At 45.1% G+C, this 21,173-nt stretch carries 19 protein-coding genes; 7 read left to right on the top strand and 12 right to left on the bottom strand.

Features of this window, described 5'->3' with window-relative positions; translation table 11 throughout:
• Window positions 1–24 precede the first annotated feature (24 nt).
• Window positions 25–714 carry a phosphate regulon transcriptional regulator PhoB gene (gene phoB, locus OH461_RS11950; protein WP_260259708.1) on the bottom strand — a complete coding sequence of 230 codons (690 nt, stop codon included), beginning with the start codon at window positions 712–714 and terminating at the stop codon, window positions 25–27.
• Between the two features lie 315 nt (window positions 715–1,029).
• On the opposite strand from phoB, the gene rdgC reads away from it, so the two are divergent.
• From rdgC to OH461_RS11930, 4 genes are all read left to right on the top strand, one after another.
• Complete coding sequence (rdgC, locus tag OH461_RS11945; RefSeq protein WP_270020851.1) at window positions 1,030–1,944, top strand: recombination-associated protein RdgC; 915 nt, start codon at window positions 1,030–1,032, stop codon at window positions 1,942–1,944.
• Window positions 1,945–2,024: 80 nt separating this feature from the next.
• A complete protein-coding gene (locus OH461_RS11940) occupies window positions 2,025–2,441 on the top strand; it encodes a DUF3010 family protein (RefSeq protein ID WP_270020850.1) in 417 nt (138 codons plus the stop codon).
• Between the two features lie 241 nt (window positions 2,442–2,682).
• Window positions 2,683–4,083 carry a prephenate-dependent tRNA uridine(34) hydroxylase TrhP gene (trhP, locus tag OH461_RS11935; RefSeq protein ID WP_270020849.1) on the top strand — a complete coding sequence of 467 codons (1,401 nt, stop codon included), beginning with the start codon at window positions 2,683–2,685 and terminating at the stop codon, window positions 4,081–4,083.
• Between the two features lie 2 nt (window positions 4,084–4,085).
• A complete protein-coding gene (locus tag OH461_RS11930; protein WP_270020848.1) occupies window positions 4,086–4,340 on the top strand; it encodes a YfhL family 4Fe-4S dicluster ferredoxin in 255 nt (84 codons plus the stop codon).
• Window positions 4,341–4,399: 59 nt separating this feature from the next.
• Here OH461_RS11930 and OH461_RS11925 read toward each other — a convergent pair whose 3' ends face one another.
• The 9 genes from OH461_RS11925 to queA form a co-directional block, all read right to left on the bottom strand.
• Window positions 4,400–4,714 carry a hypothetical protein gene (locus OH461_RS11925; protein ID WP_270020847.1) on the bottom strand — a complete coding sequence of 105 codons (315 nt, stop codon included), beginning with the start codon at window positions 4,712–4,714 and terminating at the stop codon, window positions 4,400–4,402.
• Between the two features lie 292 nt (window positions 4,715–5,006).
• Window positions 5,007–5,861, bottom strand: a complete 855-nt coding sequence (mepA, locus tag OH461_RS11920) for a penicillin-insensitive murein endopeptidase (protein ID WP_270020846.1) — start codon at window positions 5,859–5,861, stop codon at window positions 5,007–5,009.
• Window positions 5,862–5,890: 29 nt separating this feature from the next.
• Window positions 5,891–6,223 carry a DUF1904 domain-containing protein gene (locus OH461_RS11915; protein ID WP_270020845.1) on the bottom strand — a complete coding sequence of 111 codons (333 nt, stop codon included), beginning with the start codon at window positions 6,221–6,223 and terminating at the stop codon, window positions 5,891–5,893.
• A gap of 57 nt (window positions 6,224–6,280) precedes the next feature.
• Complete coding sequence (locus OH461_RS11910) at window positions 6,281–6,805, bottom strand: hypothetical protein (RefSeq protein ID WP_270020844.1); 525 nt, start codon at window positions 6,803–6,805, stop codon at window positions 6,281–6,283.
• Between the two features lie 103 nt (window positions 6,806–6,908).
• On the bottom strand, window positions 6,909–7,856 hold the full coding sequence (gene secF / locus OH461_RS11905; RefSeq protein WP_270020843.1) for a protein translocase subunit SecF: 948 nt from the start codon (window positions 7,854–7,856) through the stop codon (window positions 6,909–6,911).
• Between the two features lie 14 nt (window positions 7,857–7,870).
• Window positions 7,871–9,727 (bottom strand): protein translocase subunit SecD, encoded by a 1,857-nt coding sequence (secD, locus tag OH461_RS11900; RefSeq protein ID WP_270020842.1) that lies wholly within the window; start codon window positions 9,725–9,727, stop codon window positions 7,871–7,873.
• A 21-nt stretch (window positions 9,728–9,748) separates the two neighbouring features.
• Window positions 9,749–10,078: a preprotein translocase subunit YajC gene (yajC, locus tag OH461_RS11895; RefSeq protein ID WP_270020841.1), complete on the bottom strand. Its 330-nt coding sequence runs from the start codon at window positions 10,076–10,078 to the stop codon at window positions 9,749–9,751.
• 166 nt (window positions 10,079–10,244) lie between these two features.
• A complete protein-coding gene (gene tgt, locus OH461_RS11890) occupies window positions 10,245–11,393 on the bottom strand; it encodes a tRNA guanosine(34) transglycosylase Tgt (RefSeq protein WP_270020840.1) in 1,149 nt (382 codons plus the stop codon).
• Window positions 11,394–11,603: 210 nt separating this feature from the next.
• On the bottom strand, window positions 11,604–12,656 hold the full coding sequence (queA, locus tag OH461_RS11885) for a tRNA preQ1(34) S-adenosylmethionine ribosyltransferase-isomerase QueA (protein WP_270020839.1): 1,053 nt from the start codon (window positions 12,654–12,656) through the stop codon (window positions 11,604–11,606).
• A 276-nt stretch (window positions 12,657–12,932) separates the two neighbouring features.
• Here queA and OH461_RS11880 point away from each other — a divergent pair, with 276 nt between their 5' ends.
• From OH461_RS11880 to OH461_RS11870, 3 genes are all read left to right on the top strand, one after another.
• Window positions 12,933–14,873 (top strand): HAMP domain-containing methyl-accepting chemotaxis protein, encoded by a 1,941-nt coding sequence (locus OH461_RS11880; RefSeq protein ID WP_270020838.1) that lies wholly within the window; start codon window positions 12,933–12,935, stop codon window positions 14,871–14,873.
• Between the two features lie 252 nt (window positions 14,874–15,125).
• Complete coding sequence (locus OH461_RS11875; protein ID WP_270020837.1) at window positions 15,126–15,566, top strand: CBS domain-containing protein; 441 nt, start codon at window positions 15,126–15,128, stop codon at window positions 15,564–15,566.
• Between the two features lie 215 nt (window positions 15,567–15,781).
• On the top strand, window positions 15,782–17,725 hold the full coding sequence (locus OH461_RS11870) for a HAMP domain-containing methyl-accepting chemotaxis protein (RefSeq protein WP_270020836.1): 1,944 nt from the start codon (window positions 15,782–15,784) through the stop codon (window positions 17,723–17,725).
• Between the two features lie 119 nt (window positions 17,726–17,844).
• Here the strand turns inward: OH461_RS11870 and aceA are convergent, their stop codons facing one another.
• Together aceA and aceB are read right to left on the bottom strand one after the other, a co-directional pair.
• The gene (gene aceA, locus OH461_RS11865) at window positions 17,845–19,155 is read right to left on the bottom strand and encodes an isocitrate lyase (RefSeq protein ID WP_270020835.1); all 1,311 of its coding nucleotides are present in this window, start codon (window positions 19,153–19,155) and stop codon (window positions 17,845–17,847) included.
• Window positions 19,156–19,265: 110 nt separating this feature from the next.
• Window positions 19,266–20,900 (bottom strand): malate synthase A, encoded by a 1,635-nt coding sequence (gene aceB / locus OH461_RS11860; RefSeq protein ID WP_270020834.1) that lies wholly within the window; start codon window positions 20,898–20,900, stop codon window positions 19,266–19,268.
• Window positions 20,901–21,173: the final 273 nt, after the last annotated feature.

Raw genomic sequence — 21,173 nt, 5'->3', positions numbered from 1 at the left:
TCCGTGTCCAATGTCGCTGATTAATTATGCTTTCGCTGAGAAACGGTAACCTGCGCCGCGTACCGTTTGAATAAGCTTATCGTGACCCGCAGCTTCAAGTGCTTTACGTAAGCGACGAATGTGAACGTCAACGGTACGATCTTCAACGTAAACGTTCGTACCCCAAACGTTATTCAATAATTGCTCTCGGCTGTAAACGCGCTCTTGGTGAGTCATAAAGAAATGCAGCATTTTGAACTCTGTTGGTCCCATGTCTAATGGCTGATCGTTCGCCGTCACACGGTGAGAAACAGGGTCTAGCTTAAGGCCTTGAACATCAATGACATCTTCAAGAGCCGTTGGGGTAACGCGACGGATCACCGCTTTCAAACGCGCAACCAACTCTTTAGGAGAGAATGGCTTGGTGATGTAATCATCCGCACCGACTTCTAGACCACGAACCTTGTCTTCTTCTTCGCCACGCGCTGTTAGCATCACAACAGGAATATTGCGCGTCAGCTCTTCACGTTTCATGTGTTTAATGAAGTTAATGCCACTTCCGCCAGGCAACATCCAATCCAGCAATACTAGATCAGGGAAGGGTTCAGCTAGTTTAGTTACCGCAGTATCATAGTCTTCCGCTTCTACCGCTTGGTAACCTTTTTGTTCAAGTACAAAGCAAAGCATTTCACGAATTGGCGCTTCGTCTTCAACCACTAGAATCCTTCTAGACATAATTGAATAACCTTATGTTGTTGAGCTTGTTAATTTTTAAGAGGCACAGCGCCTCTCGATGCATAAGCATTATTACTAGCAATTATGACACTTTTGTGACCTTTGAAAACAAATATTCATATAACTTTCTTCTTCGATACCTTGACTCGTCCCCATATCTAATCGGTTTCATCGCCAAATAGATCACCGATATGCAATGGTTTCATTCTCGGCCTGTTGCCTGCGTGGCAGAATCAAAACTTGCAATAGGCAATCAATTCAAAATTGCCTATCATGGCAACCCTATCAAATCAGCGCCAGAAATAGAGAAAGATTATGTGGTTTAAAAACTGTCTGGTATATCGCTTCAACCGCGATATCGAGTTCAAAGCAGACCAGCTTGAGAAGCAACTAGAAGAGTTTCGTTTCACCCCTTGCGGTAGCCAAGACAAGCAAAAATTCGGTTGGGTTACAGCAATGGGTCGCCACGGCGATATGATGACGCACGTATCTGAAAACCGCATTCTGATTTGTGCTAAGAAAGAAGAAAAAATGCTGCCTGCATCAGTGATTAAAGAGTCACTGGCTGCAAAAGTAGACGCCATGGAAGCACAAGAAGGTCGTCCTCTAAAGAAGAAAGAGAAAGACAACCTCAAAGACGATATCGTGATGGATCTATTGCCACGTGCATTCAGCCGCAGCAATCACACCTTTGTGCTTATTCTTCCTAAAGAAGGCTTCATCTTAGTTGATGCGAGCAGCTACAAGAAAGCCGAAGATGTATTGGCTCTATTACGTAAAACAATGGGTAGCCTACCTGTTGTGCCTGCGATACCTGAAAAAGCAGTCGAAACGACATTAACTGAGTGGGTCAAAACCGGTGATACGCCTGCTGGCTTTACCATGGGCGACGAAGCAGAGCTTAAATCGGTATTGGAAGAAGGCGGTGTGATTCGCTGTAAGAAGCAAGAGCTGACTGCAGACGAAATCCGTAGCCACATTGAAGCAGACAAATTAGTGACTAAACTTGCACTAGATTGGCAAGAACGTATCGATTTTACCTTAGCGGACGATGGCAGTATCAAACGCCTTAAGTTCTCCGATGAGCTAAAAGATCAAAACGACGACATTCCTCGTGAAGATCAAGCTGCTCGATTTGACGCTGATTTTTCACTAATGTGCGGCGAACTTGGTGCGTTCTTACCGAATCTATACGAAGCGCTAGGTGGCTTACCTCACCCTAACGCTTAAGTTTTACGCACAAAACTGAGTGTTTCATTCACAGAGCAAACAAGCCATACTGTTTGCTCTTAAATCTGTTAGGTAACAATATGAAAATTTGTGGTGTAGAAATTAAAGGTAATGATGCAGTCATCTGTCTACTTGAGTCATCAAGTGGTGTGTTCAGCATTCAAGATTGCCGAGTGTCTAAGGTTTCAATCAGCGACGCGAATGACACCCAAAATATGCGTGATTTCCAATTTGCCTTTGCTAAGCTAGTTGAAGACTACAAAATTGAAAAAGTAGTGATCAAACAGCGCCAAACTAAAGGTAAGTTCGCAGGCGGCGGTAACGGCTTCAAACTTGAAGCGGCCATTCAGCTAATTGAAGGGCTGAACGTGAGCGTTGTTCCATCGGCTGAAATCAAAGAAAAACTAAAGCGCAACCCACTACCAATTAAGTTTAAAGACACAGGTCTTAAACAGTTCCAAGAGCAAGCATTCACGATTGCTTACGCGTGTTCGTAACCCGCAAACCAATCCGCTAGTTCCAGACATATCAATCCCTACTCTGCCGAGTAGGGATTTTTTATGCCCGCTCCTCACCATCACGCCTTAAAACAACGCTGAATCTAGCGGTAAAAATGACCAGATAATTGATGTGGTTGCTATGGTGTACTTACGTCACATTTTGGCGTAAAATTTGCGCCCCTAATTCCATAAGGTGGGATTAGCCTGACTTGAGATCAGACAATAGAGAATTTGAGCAATGACAACAGATAAAGTATTCGTTCCTGAGCTACTGTCACCGGCAGGCAGCCTTAAAAACATGCGCTACGCTTTTGCGTACGGTGCAGATGCAGTATATGCAGGCCAGCCTCGCTACAGCTTACGTGTACGTAACAACGAGTTTAACCACGAGAACCTAAAAGTCGGTATCGATGAAGCGCACGCGCTAGGTAAAAAACTGTACGTGGTTTGTAACATCCAACCGCACAACTCGAAGCTAAAAACCTTCATTCGTGACCTAAAACCAGTGGTTGAAATGGGCCCAGACGCACTAATCATGTCTGATCCTGGTCTAATCATGATGGTTCGCGAAGCGTTCCCAGAAATGCCAATCCACCTATCGGTTCAAGCGAACGCGGTAAACTGGGCGACAGTGAAATTCTGGGCGGCTAACGGTGTTGAGCGTGTGATTGTTTCTCGTGAGCTATCACTAGAAGAGATCGAAGAAATTCGCCAGCACTGCCCAGAAACGGAACTTGAAGTTTTCGTTCATGGCGCACTTTGCATGGCTTACTCTGGTCGTTGCTTATTGTCTGGCTACATCAACAAACGTGACCCTAACCAAGGCACATGTACTAACGCATGTCGTTGGGAGTACAAAGTTGAAGAAGGCAAAGAAAACGACGCAGGTCAGATTGTAGAAGCGTTCGATCCAAACGAAGCGCAAGCGGTTGAAGTACAAGACGAGCGTCCTGAAACAACCATTGGTCGTGGCAAACCAACTGATGAAGTAGTACTACTTTCAGAAAGCCACCGCCCAGAAGAAAAAATGGCAGCGTTTGAAGACGAGCACGGCACTTACATCATGAACTCGAAAGACCTACGTGCAATCCAACACGTTGAGCGTCTGACCAAGATGGGTGTCCACTCACTGAAGATCGAAGGTCGTACTAAATCATTCTACTACTGTGCACGTACCGCTCAGGTTTACCGTAAAGCAATTGATGACGCAGTCGCAGGCAAGCCATTCGATGAGAGCCTAATGACTACGCTAGAAAGCCTAGCTCACCGTGGTTACACAGAAGGTTTCCTACGTCGCCACACTCATGACTCATACCAAAACTACGACTACGGCTACTCAGTATCTGACGCGCAGCAGTTCGTTGGTGAATTCACGGGTAAACGTCGCGGCGATTTAGCTGAAGTAGAAGTGAAGAACAAGTTCGTTCTCGGTGATAGCCTTGAGCTAATGACACCAAAAGGCAACGTAATCTTTACTCTAGAAGCGATGGAAAACCGCAAATCTGAAGCGGTTGACGATGCGAAAGGCAATGGCCACTTTGTATTTATTCCAGTTCCACAGGATATGGACCTAGAATACGGCCTGCTAATGCGTAACCTAAACTCTGGTCAGGATACTCGTAACCCTACTGGTAAGTAATCATGGCTCTGCTCATTACCGACAAGTGCATCAACTGTGACATGTGCGACCCAGAGTGCCCAAATGGTGCAATCACAATGGGTTCGGAGATTTTTGAAATCGATCCGCTACTGTGTACAGAATGTAAAGGCCACTACGAAAAGCCAACTTGTCAGTCGGTATGCCCTATTACTAAGTGCATCATTACCGACCCAGATAACGTAGAAACCGATGAGGAGCTACTTGAAAAGTTCGTCATCATTCAAGGTTTAGCGTAAGTAGAAACGAAAAGGCTCATCAAACGATGAGCCTTTTTTCTATCCACTGCGAGGGGGTATCAACCAGATTTCGATTTAACGATTGGAAAGATGTTGCAGTACAACTCCTTTTCAAACTGATATTCAAGCTGCTCACGCCAGTTTACCGCTTTGCCAATAGGGATGAGGTAAAAGGTTTCACGCGACATATCGGTCACAAACGCGAGGCCATGTTGCATCAATTCATAGTGCACATCATGCACAAATCCCGGATCAAATCTCTGTCTACCAGTTAAATGGTTTACTTCATTGCGAGAAATCGTTACTGATTCTGTACTATGAGCAAACCGCTGTTTCAACCACTCGGCAAAGTCTTTTGCACAAACCATACTCATGGGAGTGTCCTTGTTCTTATCTCAATAGGAAGTAAGCCGAGCATCCTATCTTGCGCTAGGAAACCACACCGTCGAGATCTCCACCCTGACGGTATTCTTTCTAGCATTACATCATTGTAAATATGTACCCGTTACCAACCAAAAATCATAAAAGCCAAACGAAGAGCCTTCGCCCTAACGCAATTAGATACATATCATTTGAACAGTCAGTATAAATCTAGGCAACAATCGACAGATTCTCCACCGAGAAATGTCAGGATTTATCGGTTGCCTAGCCCGGTTTTTGGGAAGGTTATAGAGAGGAAATAATCGCAGCGCACTGTTTAGGCAATATTTTTTTCGGTTTTGGCTTCGCGACTTTAGCCTGTTTTTTTTCTGCTTCTTTTTGCCCTGCTCGGAGCTCTTTCACTTCTGGCTTAGGTCGCCAACTTGCCACTTCTTTACCACAGCCATCCCCTTTAGGTGGCGGCGCTTGGTTCACACAACTATTGTCTCCTTGCGGGCAAAGTAAACGTACATGCATGTGATAGTTGTGTCCCCACCACGGGCGAACTTTACGTAGCCAATCTCGTTCTGCTCCCTCCGTAGCGCATAATTTTTCTTTAATGACAGGGTGAACAAAGATACGCGCGACTTGCTGGTCTTGAGCGGCCATTTTAATCAATCGAAAGTGGCGGTTGTCCCAGTTCTTATCACTCAGGGTATAAGCAGACATGTTCACCAGCGTTTGTGGTTTAGGTAGGCTCAACGCATTTTGTGATAGCTTACTGTCTGCTAAGCGAAACCAAATATCGATATCAAGGCCAGTTTGGTGGCTAGAATGGCCGGAAGAAAAGCGACCACCTTGAGGTAAAGACATATCACCGATCAGAATATGAGTACGCAAATCTTTACGAGCTTGCTTGGCAAGACGTTCGATGAAGCTGACTGTATCTGGGTGGCCAAAATAGCGTTTATTTTGGCTGCGTAGTACCTGATAGCCTTGCCCGTTTAAAGGTAAGGCCTCTGCGCCAATCAGACAGCCATTGGCATAGCTGCCCACCGCTTCAGAAGGGGCAACAGAGGGACGAGTGAAGCTTTCCCAAGGTGAAGCGTATGCTGACAATGAACATACGCCTAACATCAAACCAATCCATGGAGCTTTCATTCGCCCTTCCCTAATTCAAACTTGTCAGATTAATAGTGCTCGCCGTTATCGTAGTAACCGCTCGCGTTCAGAGCAGTAAAGATAACTGCTACATCAACATCTTGACCAATCACTTCACGTACTTGCTTAGTAATAATGCGAGCCACTGCATCTTGCTTCTCTTGGCCACGATCAAACCACAGCACTTCAACAAATGGGTAAGCGGTGCTTACATCACCTTCATGGTAAAAAGTAGTGTAAATATACTCAAAGGTGAAATCTTCACGAGGGCAATCCATATAAGGTTGCAGTTCATCGATTAACGGCTTTGATAGGGTTTGTACCGTTTGTGGTTCTACAGCTCTAAAACGTAAATGTGGCATTGCTCGTTTCCTTATTATTAGTGTTTATTCATCATACCAACATAAGCGGGTAGAAGGTTACTTAATCTCTCGCTCGCTTACGTGCAACTCAATCATATCGTTCTCTTTAATCAATCGCACCAGCCAAGTTTCATTACGCCAGAATTGCTCTACTTTGCTAGCGCGTAAACTCTTATTGAGGAAAACCACTAACGCTTTATCAACTTGAACAAACTGCGCATCACTCTTGGCTGTTGAGATCTTTTCCTCAACATTAAACACCTCGCCATCTTGCTCAACACGCAACAGTTTAAAACCATCATTACGTAGGTTGAGTTGAACTTGCGAATAGTCATGAGGTGAAAATGGCGCAACAAGCTGTAAATCAACTGAGTGGAACTCAGACTTCACTTGCGCAAAAAAGCTCACCCGATAGTATCGCCAATCGTCATGACACCATATCTTAGGTTCATCTTCACAAAGGTAGAAGTCGGCTTGCTGACTGGCTTCTAATAGCTCTTGCGGCGTCAAAACAGCTAATGAGTTTGCAGCATAAACTGAATGAGAAACAAAGCTTATCCAAAGAAGTAGTAACGTTCGCATATTGATCCTCAGATAGAACAAAGCCGCTGACGAGCAGCGGCTTATTAAGAGTTTCGCAATCTTTACCTAAGGTCAGTGTATGAAACAAATGACCTAGGATGCCTTATGGCATTTCGTCGAACTCTGCACCTTCTTTTTCTACTTGAGGTGGCATCAAATGTTCTTTAGTAATACCTAGACGCCATGCTAGAGCCGAAGCTACGTAGATAGACGAGTAAGTACCAACAGTGATACCAAGTAGTAGTGCCGTTGCGAAGCCGTGAATCATTGCACCACCTTGAGTGAATAGAGCAATAACCACGAATAACGTTGTACCAGAGGTAATCAATGTACGGCTCAATGTTTGAGTGACCGCACTGTTGATCACTTCTGCTGGTTCGCCTTTACGCATACGACGGAAGTTTTCACGAATCCGGTCAAATACAACGATGGTATCGTTGAGCGAGTAACCGACAACCGTGAGCAATGCCGCTACGATGGTCAAGTCTACCTCGATCTGCATGATCGAAAATACGCCCAAGGTAATGATGATATCGTGCGCCAGTGCCATAACCGCACCCGCAGCCAAACGCCATTCGAATCGAACCGATACGTAAATCAGAATACAGATAAGAGAAACAAGGATCGCTAGACCGCCCGCTTCTGTTAGCTCATCACCTACGTTCGGGCCAACAAACTCAATACGGCGCATCTCTACCGACTCACCTGTACCTTGTTTGATCGCATTAATGATTTGGTTACCTAGTGTCTCGCCAGACATATCATCGCGAGGACGTAGACGAACCATTACATCACGTGCACTACCGAAGTTTTGTACCGTTGCATCACCGAAACCTTCAGCTTGCAACGCTGTACGAATCTCTTCAAGGTTTGCAGGTTGCTCAAAGCCGACCTCGATTAGCGTACCGCCAGTAAAATCTAGACCCCAGTTCAACCATTTGGTTGAAAGAGTAAAGATAGACGCGCCAATCATTAGCAAAGAGAACACAAAGGCGAATTTAGACCAACGTAAAAAGTCGATCGTACTTTCTGCTTTTAGAATCTGAAACATATTAATTCCTAGCCTTAGATCGACAGTTTATCTACGCGCTTACCGCCGTACAGTAGGTTAACCACACAACGGGTACCCACGATAGCTGTAAACATAGAGGTCAAAATACCGATAGATAGTGTTACTGCGAAACCTTTAATTGCACCCGTACCTACCGCAAACAGAATGATTGCAGTGATAAGCGTGGTGATGTTCGCATCGGCGATGGTACTGAACGCGTTCGCGTAGCCTTGGTGAATCGCTTGTTGAGGGGAACGCCCTTCACGCAGCTCTTCACGAATACGCTCAAAGATCAGTACGTTGGCATCGACGGCCATACCTACGGTTAATACGATACCGGCAATACCAGGAAGCGTCATTGTTGCGCCTGGGATCATCGACATTACACCAATAATCAATACAAGGTTCGCCATCAGCGCCATGTTAGCGATGATGCCGAATTTACGGTAGTAAACTAGCGTAAATAGCATTACTGCAACCATACCCCAAATACACGCTTGGATACCCATATCGATGTTTTGCTGACCCATTGATGGACCAATGGTACGCTCTTCAACGATAGAGATAGGCGCGATAAGTGCACCTGCACGTAGTAGTAGCGCTAGGTTGTGCGCTTCCGCCGCAGAGTCGATACCTGTAATACGGAAGTTACGGCCAAGCGCTGATTGAATCGTTGCTTGGTTGATGACTTCTTCGTGCTTATCAAGAATCACTTTGCCTTCTGGCGTACGACGGCCACTGTCTTTGTACTCTGCAAACACAGTCGCCATTAGCTTACCGATGTTTTTCTTAGAGAACGCTGACATCTTGTTACCACCTTCACTGTCTAGTGAGATGTTAACTTGTGGACGACCATATTCATCAACGCTTGAGCTAGCATCTGTGATGCTTTGACCACCAAGAATCACGCGTTTCTTAAGCACAACAGGGCGACCATCACGGTCTAGCTTGATTTCGCTACCTGCTGGCGCACGGCCACGAGCCGCTGCCGCTAGGTCAGCTTTTGAGTCTACTTCACGGAACTCTAGCGTTGCCGTAGCACCAAGAATTTCTTTCGCGCGAGCGGTGTCTTGAACACCTGGTAGTTCGACTACGATACGAGCAGCACCTTGACGTTGAACCAACGGTTCCGCCACACCCAGTTCGTTAACACGGTTACGAAGGATAGTGATGTTTTGCTCTACAGCGTAGTTACGAATCTCTGTTAGACGTTGCTCAGAGAAGGTTGCAACTAAAGCGTAGCGACCATTTGCAGTAGATTCGGTGAAAATCATGTCTGGGTGATTTTTCTCAAGCAGACGCTTAGAGTCAACCAGCTGTTGTTCATTACGCAGAACAATTTCAACCGCTTCTTTACCTGATGGACGAATTGAACGGTAACGAATTTTCTCTTCGCGAAGTTCCGTTCTAAAACCTTCTTCTTGTTGACCAACAAGCTTGTCCATCGCAGCATCCATATCCACTTCCATCAAGAAGTGAACACCACCACGTAGGTCAAGACCAAGCTTCATTGGCGATGCGCCAATGGCTTCTAGCCAATCAGGTGTCGATGCAGCAAGGTTAAGCGCAACAATTTTGTCTTTACCTAGTGCTTCACTGACTACGTCACGCGCACTCAGCTGAGTATCGGTGTCGTTGAAACGAACAAGAATAGAACCATTTTCGAGAGCAATGGTTTTGTAGGTGAGGCTCTGCTTATCGAGAGCTTGAGTGACAGAATCCAGCGTAGCCATATCTACAGAGGCGCCACGCGCCCCTGTAACTTGAATTGCCGGATCTTCACCGTATAAGTTGGGAAGTGCGTATAAAGCAGCAATGGCGATGGCAAACATCACCATTAGGTACTTCCACAAAGGATAACGGTTTAGCACAGCGAGGATCCTTTAGCTGTTTTATAGAGACTTAAGCGTACCTTTTGGTAGCACTGCAGTTACGAAGTCTTTCTTGATAACCACTTCGTTGTTCGCGTTTAGCTCGATAGTGATGTAATCATTGTCTTCAGAGATCTTAGTGATTTTACCTACTAGACCGCCGCCAGTAAGTACTTCATCACCTTTACCCATCGACGCCATTAGGTTTTTGTGTTCTTTAACACGCTTAGACTGTGGACGGTAAATCATAAAGTAGAAAATCACTGCGAACATCGCCAGCATGATAATCATTTGGAAACCGCCACCTGCTGGTGCACCTTCAGCTGCTGCGTGAGCTTGAGAAATAAACATTAAAACATCCTCTATTATTTTTTTGATTATCCAACAAATTGGGCTTTAGCCTTTTATTTTCAAGGGTTGGCGCTCTTAATAGAGATCGCTCTCTCAAAAATATCTAACTTTCGCTTAATTTATTAGCAAAAGCCTCTGACACTCAGGTCAAAGGCTTTTAAAACTATTACTGTTCTTTTTGCACATCTTTTTGTAGAGGTGGCACTTCGCGGTCACGACGTGCGTAGAACTCTTCTACAAATGCATCAAAACGATCTTCATCAATCGCCTTACGAATGCTTTCCATTAGGCGTTGGTAGTAACGTAAGTTGTGGATGGTGTTTAGACGCGCACCCAAGATTTCGTTACAACGCTCTAAGTGATGTAAGTACGACTTAGAGTAGTTCTGACAAGTGTAACAGTCACAGTGCGGATCTAATGGTGTTGTATCCGTTTTAAATTTCGCATTACGGATCTTGATCACACCACCAGTCACAAACAAGTGTGCATTACGTGCGTTACGCGTTGGCATTACACAGTCGAACATGTCGATACCGCGACGTACACCTTCTACCAAATCTTCCGGTTTGCCAACACCCATTAAGTAACGAGGTTTGTCTTCAGGAAGCTGAGGGCAAGTGTGCTCTAGCATGCGGTGCATGTCTTCTTTAGGCTCGCCTACTGCTAGGCCGCCTACAGCGTAACCATCAAAACCGATTTCAGTTAGGCCTTTTACAGAAACATCACGTAGGTCTTCGTAAACGCCACCTTGAACGATACCAAATAGGTTGTTCGGGTTTTCTAGTTTATCGAAGTGTTCACGAGAACGTTGTGCCCAACGTAGAGACATTTCCATCGACTTCTTCGCTTCCGCGTGAGTCGCTGGGTATGGCGTACATTCATCGAAAATCATCACGATGTCAGAGCCAAGGTCTTTTTGAATTTCCATCGACTTTTCAGCGTCCATGAAAATCTTGTCACCGTTTACCGGGTTACGGAAGTGAACACCTTGCTCAGTGATTTTGCGCATTTTACCTAGGCTGAATACTTGGAAACCGCCTGAATCAGTCAGGATAGGACCTTGCCAGTTCATAAAATCGTGCAGGTCACCGTGCATTTTCATCACTTCTTGACCAGGACGAAGCCATAGGTGGAATGTGTTACCTAGAAGAATTTCAGCACCAGTGCCTTTTACTTCTTCAGGAGTCATGCCTTTAACCGTACCGTAAGTACCTACTGGCATGAATGCTGGAGTTTGAACGGTACCGCGTTCAAACGTTAGTTGACCACGACGTGCAACGCCGTCGGTCTTTTTAAGATCAAATTTTAACTTCACGAAGCCTCCGGTGTCAGAGAAACAGTCTGACGTATTATTCAAAGCATGGCGGTTTATCCTCCATGCTCACTACCCTCAATAATTGCGTTACAGTAAAATTCTGCAAAGCTCAATATGATGGGTATAGGAGCGGTCGCTTTCCTTGCGAGATGAGTTAATAAAAACTCTTCCTAGCTTACTGCTAGCACTCGTAAACTATTTGTACATCAATTATGCGGTTTTCTTTTTGATGAACATCGAATCACCGTATGAGAAGAAACGGTAATTGTTTTCTACTGCGTGTTTATACGCGTTCATCGTATTGTCGTAGCCAGCAAACGCGCTAACTAACATAATTAAGGTTGATTCAGGCAAGTGGAAATTAGTAATTAAGCAATCCACTAACTGATATTCATAACCAGGGAAGATAAAGATTTCAGTATCACCAAAAAATGGTGCTAGCTCTGTTCCCTTCTTCAACGCATCTTGTGCAGCACTCTCAAGCGAGCGAACTGAGGTTGTCCCCACTGCTACAATTTTACCGCCACGCGCTTTGGTTGCATTGATAGCGTCTACCACTTCTTGTGGCACTTCAACATATTCAGCATGCATGTGGTGATCGTTGATGTTGTCCACTTTCACTGGCTGGAATGTACCCGCACCAACGTGCAAAGTAACATACGCCAGTTCTGCGCCTTTTGCTTTGATCTTATCAATCAAAACATCATCAAAGTGCAAACCTGCTGTCGGTGCAGCAACGGCACCCGGCTTTTGGTTATAAACCGTTTGATAGCGTTCTTTATCGGCATCTTCATCAGGGCGATCGATATAAGGAGGCAACGGCATGTGGCCAATTTGTTCTAAAATTTCCAAAACTGTCTTATCAGACTTAAATTTCAGCTCAAATAACGCATCATGACGCGCAACCATTTCTGCTGCGTATTCATCATTTTCACCAACAATGATTGTCGAGCCCGCTTTAGGCGACTTTGAGCAACGAACGTGCGCTAAAATGCTGCTTTCGTCGAGCATTCTCTCTACAAGTACTTCTAACTTGCCACCTGACTCTTTACGACCAAACATACGAGCAGGAATCACGCGGGTGTTGTTAAACACCACGAGATCACCAGCTTCAATGTTCTCTAACACATCGGTAAACGTTCCATCCACCAGCGACCCTGTATTGCCATCAAGTTGCAATAAACGGCTAGCGGTGCGTTCTGGTTGCGGATAACGAGCAATCAGCTCATCAGGCAGGTCAAAATGAAAATCAGATACTTGCATGTTGTTCGTCTTACATCGGGTTAATCAGGGTGAAAACGCTAAGGTTTTTCGCAGCCGACTAGTATATGCGTGGAGGGCTTAAAGGCAAGGAAAGAAAGTGTAAGTCAATTTTGTAAAATGACCCGTTTAGATATTTTTACAGAAGGTCAAAATAAAGTTTTATAAATTTGATGGAGATCTCATTTATTTTGTAAGAAAATATTTCGCTGTCAAAAAAAACAACAATAAAGTGACGTTCATCACCATTACAGTCCACGATTTATTTAGGTAGAAAAGATGACTTTAAAACAGCAACTCACTTATGGGTTCGGCGGCATTATATTATTACTACTCATCACTTCAGCGATCTCAGTCTTTCGTTTTAGCGATACAAATCAGGGTTTTAACACCTACCGAAACCTTGCTCTAGCGAGTGTAAACAGTGGCCGAATTCAGGCTAACTTGCTCGAGTCACGCCTAGCTGTTAACAAGTACATCAAAATCCAAGATCCACAGAGCCTAGTGGAATTTGATCAACGTATCAAATCGACTCTTGAGCTGATCGACGAAACTACCCATTTAGCGCTAGAAAACGCTCATGTGAGTGAATTCAACACCATTAAGAATCAAATGACTCAGTACCAAGCAGAGTTCAACCGCGTGGTAAACCTAATCAAACAGCGCAACCAATTGGTGCATGAGCAATTAGACCCAAGTGGTGCAGAGATGCAAAAAGTGCTGTCTCAGTTAATGTTAGCCTCTCACAACTCTGGTGATTCTGAAGTGGGTCTGTACGCTGGGGAATTACAAGAAAGCGTTCTTATGGCACGTTTGCATGCGGTTAAGTTCCTCATCAATAATGAGCCACAGGATGCTCAAAGTGCACAAGATGAGTTCAGCACTATCGCGAAACGCGCTCAGCTACTTAACAATGTGGTTCACACCAACAGTCAAAGCCAACTTTTTGCTAAGTTCCAAGTCGCATTCCAAAATTACACCAATGCTTTTGACAGCATCGTTGACACAATTGATCAGCGCAACCAAATTGTTGCCAACAAACTTGATGTACTAGGTGCGCAATCTGCTGACACAATTGAAGACATCAAACTGGATACTAAACAAGCTCAAGATACCGTTGGGCCAAATATGGTCAATGCGCTAAACAGTGCTGAAACCATCATCACTCTATTGTCTATTATTGCGACCGTCATTGCGGTAAGCGTGGCTTACTACATCTTCCGCAACATTAACCGTGTCGTGGGTGGTGAACCAGCGGATATTCAACACCTAGTACAAGAAGTCTCGAAAGGTGACCTGTCTACTGAGATTGAAACAACCGGTAAAGAAACGGGTATCTACGCTAACATCCTTGAGATGCGTTCTGAACTGCGCCGCATTATCCATGGTTTCCATAACATCTCAGACAGCGTGTCATCTGCATCTGTTGAACTCGCAGCGGTCATGACGCAAACCGAAGCGAACGCACAGCAAGAGCTTAGCCAAGTAGAGCAAATTGCGACTGCGATTAACGAGCTTTCCAGCACCGCTTCTGAAGTGAGCCAAAATGCCTCAACAGCTGAACATGCAGCTTCTGGTGCAACGGACAATGTAGAGACTGGTCAAGCCGCACTGCGCGCCTCTGACGATGTATCACGTAAAGTTGAACATTCGATTGAAGAGACCACTCGTATCGTTAACCAATTGCAAGAATACTCGATTGAGATTGGTACTGTGGTCGAGGTCATCAACACGATTTCAGAGCAAACTAACCTACTTGCTTTGAACGCAGCAATCGAAGCTGCCCGCGCAGGTGAACAAGGTCGTGGTTTTGCCGTGGTAGCCGATGAAGTTCGTTCACTGGCAGCAAAAACTCAGCAATCGACCGTGGATATTCAAGAGATCATTTCTCGCCTGCAAACTCAAGCAGAAGAAGCCAACAAATACATGTCGACGAACATGACATTGGTTGAGGATTCACGTGAAATTAGTCACCAACTTGGTGAGTCATTCGTTTCAATTGCGGCATCAGTAACACAGATTTCCGATATGAATACTCATGTAGCGACCGCATCAGAAGAGCAATCGAGTGTTACTCAAGATATTTCTGAGAACGTATCGCTCACTTTCGACATCGTGAACCAAAACGTAACAGGCGTAGAAGAGAGCCAAAAAGCCAGCGAAGAACTCTCTAGCCTAGCGGCAGAGCAAAAACACCTACTCGGCTTCTTCAAGCTTTAAGCTTTATCTATCAAGTCTTCCAGTCACACCCGCTTCGGCGGGTGTTTTTTTATCAAGCCATAAGCCAAGCTACCTATAACAGCCTCATCATTCAGGTAACCAATGTCAGGAATTATTTACTGACTAGATTGACAAAATTTTACCCAGAAAGCGGGGGCGTATCCCAAAAAGTCGTGCCATTTATTCCTATAGTAATTAGTAAGGAATTCGTTTTAACCGACGAACAAAAATGACAATAAAATGGAGGTTACCATGATAAAGATTGAAGACATGATGACCCGTAACCCGCATACACTGTTACGCTCTCATCTGCTTGAAGATGCCAAGCACACCATGGAGGCTCTCGACATTCGTCATGTACCGATTGTCGACGCTGACCGACAACTCCTCGGCATCGTTTCCCAGCGAGATGTGTTGGCCGCGCAAGAATCCAGCTTGCAATCCATCCCTGAAAATCAATCTTTCACTTTAAGTACCCCACTGCATGAAGTAATGCATACTAGCGTAATGACGGTTGAGCCAAGAGCCGGCCTTAAAGAAGCGGCTATTTACATGCAAAAACACAAAGTGGGCTGTTTACCAGTGGTGGATAAAGGACAATTGGTTGGCATCATTACTGACAGTGACTTTGTTTCGATCGCGATCAATTTGCTTGAGTTGCAAGAAGAAGTTGAGCCAGAAGAAGTCGAATAAACGCATTTGGGCTAAAAATCTCATTCCTGTTGAGAGCGTTGCTCTCAACAGCGGTCACTTTATATCCAACTACACACACTAGTCACACCTTATAAAATAACCCCAATTAATTATTTAGTATTATATCCATTAGATTTTATACTAACCCTTACTATTAGAATAAAGTTGCACAGACGTCAGTTCCTACAAAGTCAGACTCAACATTAGGAACTAGTATGAGTTTAAAAAAATTATTAACCATGGGTTTTGGGGTTGTTCTAACCTTGATTTTGGTTATCGCAGTGGTTGCCTCTTACCGTTTCTATCAATCAAGTAATGGGTTTAACACCTACCGTAGCCTCGCATTAACCAGCGTTTCAACCGGACGCGTCCAAGCAAACATTCTTGAAGCTCGACTTGCCGCTCTTAAATACATCAAGGATCACAACTCATCACACATTACTGAGTTAAACCAACGCATTGATACTGCCGTTTCTCTCGTTGAAGAGGTGATCAACTCTCATGTTGATGATGCGCACCGTAGTGACTTTGAAAGTATCCAATCTCAACTTGCTCAATACCGACAAGGTTTTGACAAAGTAGTGGCATTAGTTGATCAGCGTAACGAGCTTGTTACGCAGCAGCTTGACCCTGCGGGATTAGAGATGCGCAAAGCAGTCAGCAGCATCATGAACCAAGCGGCTCAGGAAAATGATATGTCAGTCGCGGTGGCTGCCGGTGACTTACAACAACATTTGCTACTTTCTCGCCTATACGCATCCAAATTTTTAACCACCAATGACAATCAAGATGCAGAGCGCGCATTGCAAGAGTTCGAAAAGGTGACTCAGTTAGCGACAACCGTCGATGACTTATTGTTTTCGTCCGCCCAAGTAAAACACTTTGATGCCTTCACGAAAGCCTTTACTACCTATCAAGCAACTTTTACCAAGGTGGTCGAGACGATTAATGCGCGCAATGACATCATTGCCAATACACTTGATGTTGTCGGTGCATCCGCAGCACAAACCATTGAGGAATTAAAACTTTCAACCAAAGACCGCCAAGACCAAGTGGGTCCCGAGATGGTAGATCGTTTCTCGAATGCGCAGACCACCTTAACCATCATCTCGATTTTTGCGGTAATTTTAGGCCTTGGTATTGCGTCTAGCATCTACAAGAATGTATTGAAAGTGGTGGGTGGTGAGCCGAGTGACATTCAACAAATTGTCGCAGAAGTTGCCTCAGGGGATCTTTCAAAACAGATTCCTGTCACCGGCAAAGAAACTGGCATTTACGCCAATATTTTGCAGATGCGCCAAGAGCTACAACGTATTATCGATGGCTTCCATCAAATATCAGACAGCGTGTCTTCGGCGTCGGTAGAGCTGACCGCCGTCATGAGTGAAACCGAAAACAATGCGCAAAAAGAGCTTAGCCAAGTAGAGCAAATTGCAACAGCAATCAATGAGCTGTCTAGTACCGCGAGCGAAGTAAGTATGAATGCCTCCAATGCGGAAAATGCAGCATCTTCGGCAACAACCACGGTTGGTGAAGGCAGTGTATCGCTTGATTCTTCAGATGAAATTTCTCGTAAAGTAGAAAACTCTATCGATGAAACCTCGAAGATCGTTAACCAACTGCAAGAATACTCGGTTGAGATTGGCAGCGTGGTGGAAGTGATTAACTCCATTTCTGAGCAAACTAACTTGCTCGCGCTTAACGCCGCCATTGAGGCCGCGCGTGCTGGTGAACAAGGCCGAGGCTTTGCCGTCGTTGCCGATGAAGTTCGCTCACTAGCCGCCAAAACACAGAAATCGACCGTGGATATTCAAGAGATTATTTCTCGTCTGCAAGCTCAGGCGAAAGATGCCAATGAATTTATGCAGTCGAACATGTTATTGGCGGAAGACTCTCGTCGTTACAGCGAAGCACTACGCTCTGCTTTTGCCTCTATCTCTGAATCGGTATCACTCATTTCAGATATGAATACACAAGTTGCCACGGCTTCTGAAGAACAATCTGGTGTGACTCAAGACATCTCGCAAAATGTCTCGATGACCTTTGATATCGTCAATCAAAATGTTGCTGGCATTGAACAGAGCAAGAAAGCCAGTGAGGAACTTTCTTCACTTGCGGCTAAGCAAAAAGACCTACTCGCCTTTTTTAAACTGGCATAAAAAAGAGCGGCTTGCGCCGCTCAAAGAACATCAACGTTATGCCTTAAAATCGTATCCTTAAGAGAAGTACCAAGTGACAATCATTCACTTGGTACTTATTCAGAACTTCACTCAACCAATTAGAACTGGTCTTCTTCGGTAGAACCTGTCAGTGCAGTCACTGATGAGTTACCGCCTTGAATCACGTTGGTCATCTTGTCGAAATAACCTGTACCCACTTCTTGTTGGTGCGCTACGAAGGTGTAGCCCTTCTCTGCTGCTTCAAACTCTGGGCGCTGAACTTTCTCTACGTAATGACGCATGCCTTCGCCTTGTGCGTAAGAGTGCGCTAACTCAAACATGTTGAACCACATGTTATGAATACCCGCCAGTGTAATGAACTGGTATTTGTAGCCCATATCCGACAGCTCTTGCTGGAACTTAGCAATAGTGTCTGCGTCCAGATTCTTCTCCCAGTTAAATGAAGGTGAGCAGTTGTAAGCCAACAATTGATCTGGGTATTCAGCATGAACTGCTTCAGCAAACTTACGCGCTTCTTCCAAACAAGGGGTCGCGGTTTCACACCAAATCAAATCAGCGTATGGCGCGTAAGCAAGACCACGAGCAATCGCTTGATCGATACCGGCACGCACTTTGTAGAAACCTTCGCAAGTACGTTCACCTTCAATAAAGTCTTTATCGTAAGGGTCGCAATCTGATGTCATCAAATCCGCCGCATTGGCATCCGTTCGAGCAATAACCAATGTTGTCGTGCCTGCTACGTCTGCTGCCAAACGAGCCGCTACGAGCTTTTGCACCGCCTCTTGCGTTGGTACTAGAACTTTACCGCCCATGTGGCCACATTTTTTCACTGACGCTAACTGGTCTTCAAAGTGAACCCCTGCTGCACCCGCTTCAATCATTGACTTCATTAGCTCATAAGCATTCAGAACACCACCAAAGCCCGCTTCCGCATCTGCTACGATTGGTAGGAAGTAATCCACACCACCTTCGTCTTGCGGAGTTTTACCATTTGACCATTGAATTTGGTCCGCACGACGGAACGAGTTATTAATGCGTTTAACTACCGATGGCACTGAATCTACAGGGTATAGAGATTGATCCGGGTACATGGTCGAAGCGGTATTGTTATCCGCGGCCACTTGCCAACCTGATAGGTAAATCGCTTCAATGCCGGCTTTAGCTTGTTGCACCGCTTGACCGCCTGTCAGCGCACCCAAGCAGTTCACATAGCCTTTTTTCGCTTCACCGTTGACCAGTGACCAAAGCTTATCCGCACCGCGCTGAGCGATAGTGTTGGCTGGTGTAATTGAGCCGCGCAGTTGTACCACTTCTTCTGCTGAGTAAGGACGTTTTACGTTTTTCCAGCGTGGATTGGTTGCCCAGTCTTTTTCAAGAGCTTCGATTTGTTGGCGTCGAGTTAGTGTCATTGGTCTATCCCTCTTATTCATTGCGCAGTGCGCTGTTATGTGCAGAGCGGTACATCCTTATCCGCTAGCATTCCTTCACGTATTGGTAGGTTAAATTTATTTAAAGCGAATCAATCCAAGTAGTCGTAACCGGGAATGGTTAAGAAGTTGGTTAATTCATCACTGGTGGTGAGCTTGGCCATCAAATCCGCCGCTTCAGCAAAGCGACCAGATTGATAACGTTGCTCACCGATTTCTTGTTTCACAACTTCAATCTCTTCCGTTAGGTATTGCTCAAATAACGCCTTGGTGACTACCTGTCCGTTATCGAGATCTTTGCCGTGTTGAATCCATTGCCAAATGGAAGCACGAGATATTTCCGCAGTCGCAGCATCCTCCATCAGACCATAAATAGGGACACAGCCATTGCCAGAGATCCAAGCTTCGATGTACTGAAGCGCAACCCGAATATTGTGGCGCATACCCTGCTCTGTGCGCTCCCCCGAACACGGCTGTAGCAAGTCTTGCGCAGTAATTGGTGCGTCTTGATCTCGGCTGACATTTAGCTGATTGGTTCGCTCCCCAAGCACATTGCTGAACACCTGCATAGCAGTATCAGCGAGCCCCGGGTGAGCTACCCATGTACCATCATGGCCATTGTTTGCTTCCAGTGATTTGTCGGTTTGGATTTTATCCAACACTTTTTGGTTTTCAGTGGCATCTTTGGCTGGGATAAAGGCGGCCATTCCCCCCATCGCAAACGCACCACGTTTATGACAAGTCCTTACCAACAAACGCGAATATGCGTTAAGGAAAGGCTTATCCATTGTCACCACCTGGCGATCCGGCAGCACGCGATCGGGGTGTCTTTTCAATGTTTTGATATAACTAAAGATGTAGTCCCAGCGGCCACAGTTAAGGCCTACAATGTGCTCTTTCAATGAGAAAAGAATCTCATCCATTTCAAACACTGCTGGCAAAGTCTCAATCAGCACTGTGGCTTTAATTGTTCCAGTATCGAGAGCAAAATACTCTTCAGTGAAATGAAACACCTCACTCCACCACTTTGCTTCGTGATGAGACTGCAACTTAGGAAGATAGAAATAAGGGCCACTGCCTTTTTTCAACAGCGCCTGATAGTTGTTGTAGAAATAAAGAGCGAAATCAAACAGCGCGCCGGGAATCACTTCGCCATCAAAGGTGACGTGTTTCTCTTTTAGGTGTAAGCCTCGCACGCGGCAGATCAAAACCGCAGGGTCTTCAGATAACTGGTATTGCTTACCGTTGCTCGGGTTAGTAAAGCTAATCGTGTTGTTAACGGCATCACGCAAGTTGACTTGACCATCTAACACTTTTTCCCACGCTGGAGACATCGAGTCTTCGAAGTCCGCCATGAAGACTTTTACGTTGGCATTTAGCGCATTAATCACCATTTTTCGGTCAGTTGGCCCAGTAATTTCCACCCGGCGATCTTGCAGATCTTGTGGGATACCTAAAATTTTCCAGCTGCCTTCGCGTATATCTTGAGTCTCAGGCAGAAAGTCTGGTAGCTCACCCGCATCAATTTTGGCTTGTTTTGTTTCGCGGGCCTGCAGCAGTTGCTCTACTTGTGGCGCAAACTTGCGGCACAATAGCGATAAGAAAGTTTGGGCTTCCGTCGGGAAAATTTCTTGATGCTGAGGCGAAACACTTCCTACTGTCTTTAGCAGAGTTAAGGTTTCTTGAGCTTCGGTACTTGTTGTTTTTTCTGGGTCTAGCGCAAGCATGATTTCTTCCTTTAAATCTGTAGTTCAAATTACATTTGTAACTATCAAACAACATTAAAAACTAATTTTTGCTTTCGATTATTGGTTGTTTGTTTGCTCGGTGACATCACTTTCCGTCAGTTGGATTGTTATTTCAATCTAGACATAGGTCTTACTGAGCCTTTAATTAAGTTATACCAAGGCGATTTATAGGAAAACCCCAAAAACGAAGTTTGAAGTTTTATTCGGTGAGAGCTAAAAGGTTGTTTTAGCGAGAGGTGGTGTAAGTAGTTA

The sequence above is a fragment of the Vibrio sp. LaRot3 genome, assembly GCF_027587025.1.
GTDB lineage: Bacteria > Pseudomonadota > Gammaproteobacteria > Enterobacterales > Vibrionaceae > Vibrio.
This window is presented reverse-complemented; position numbering and strand designations above follow the sequence as displayed.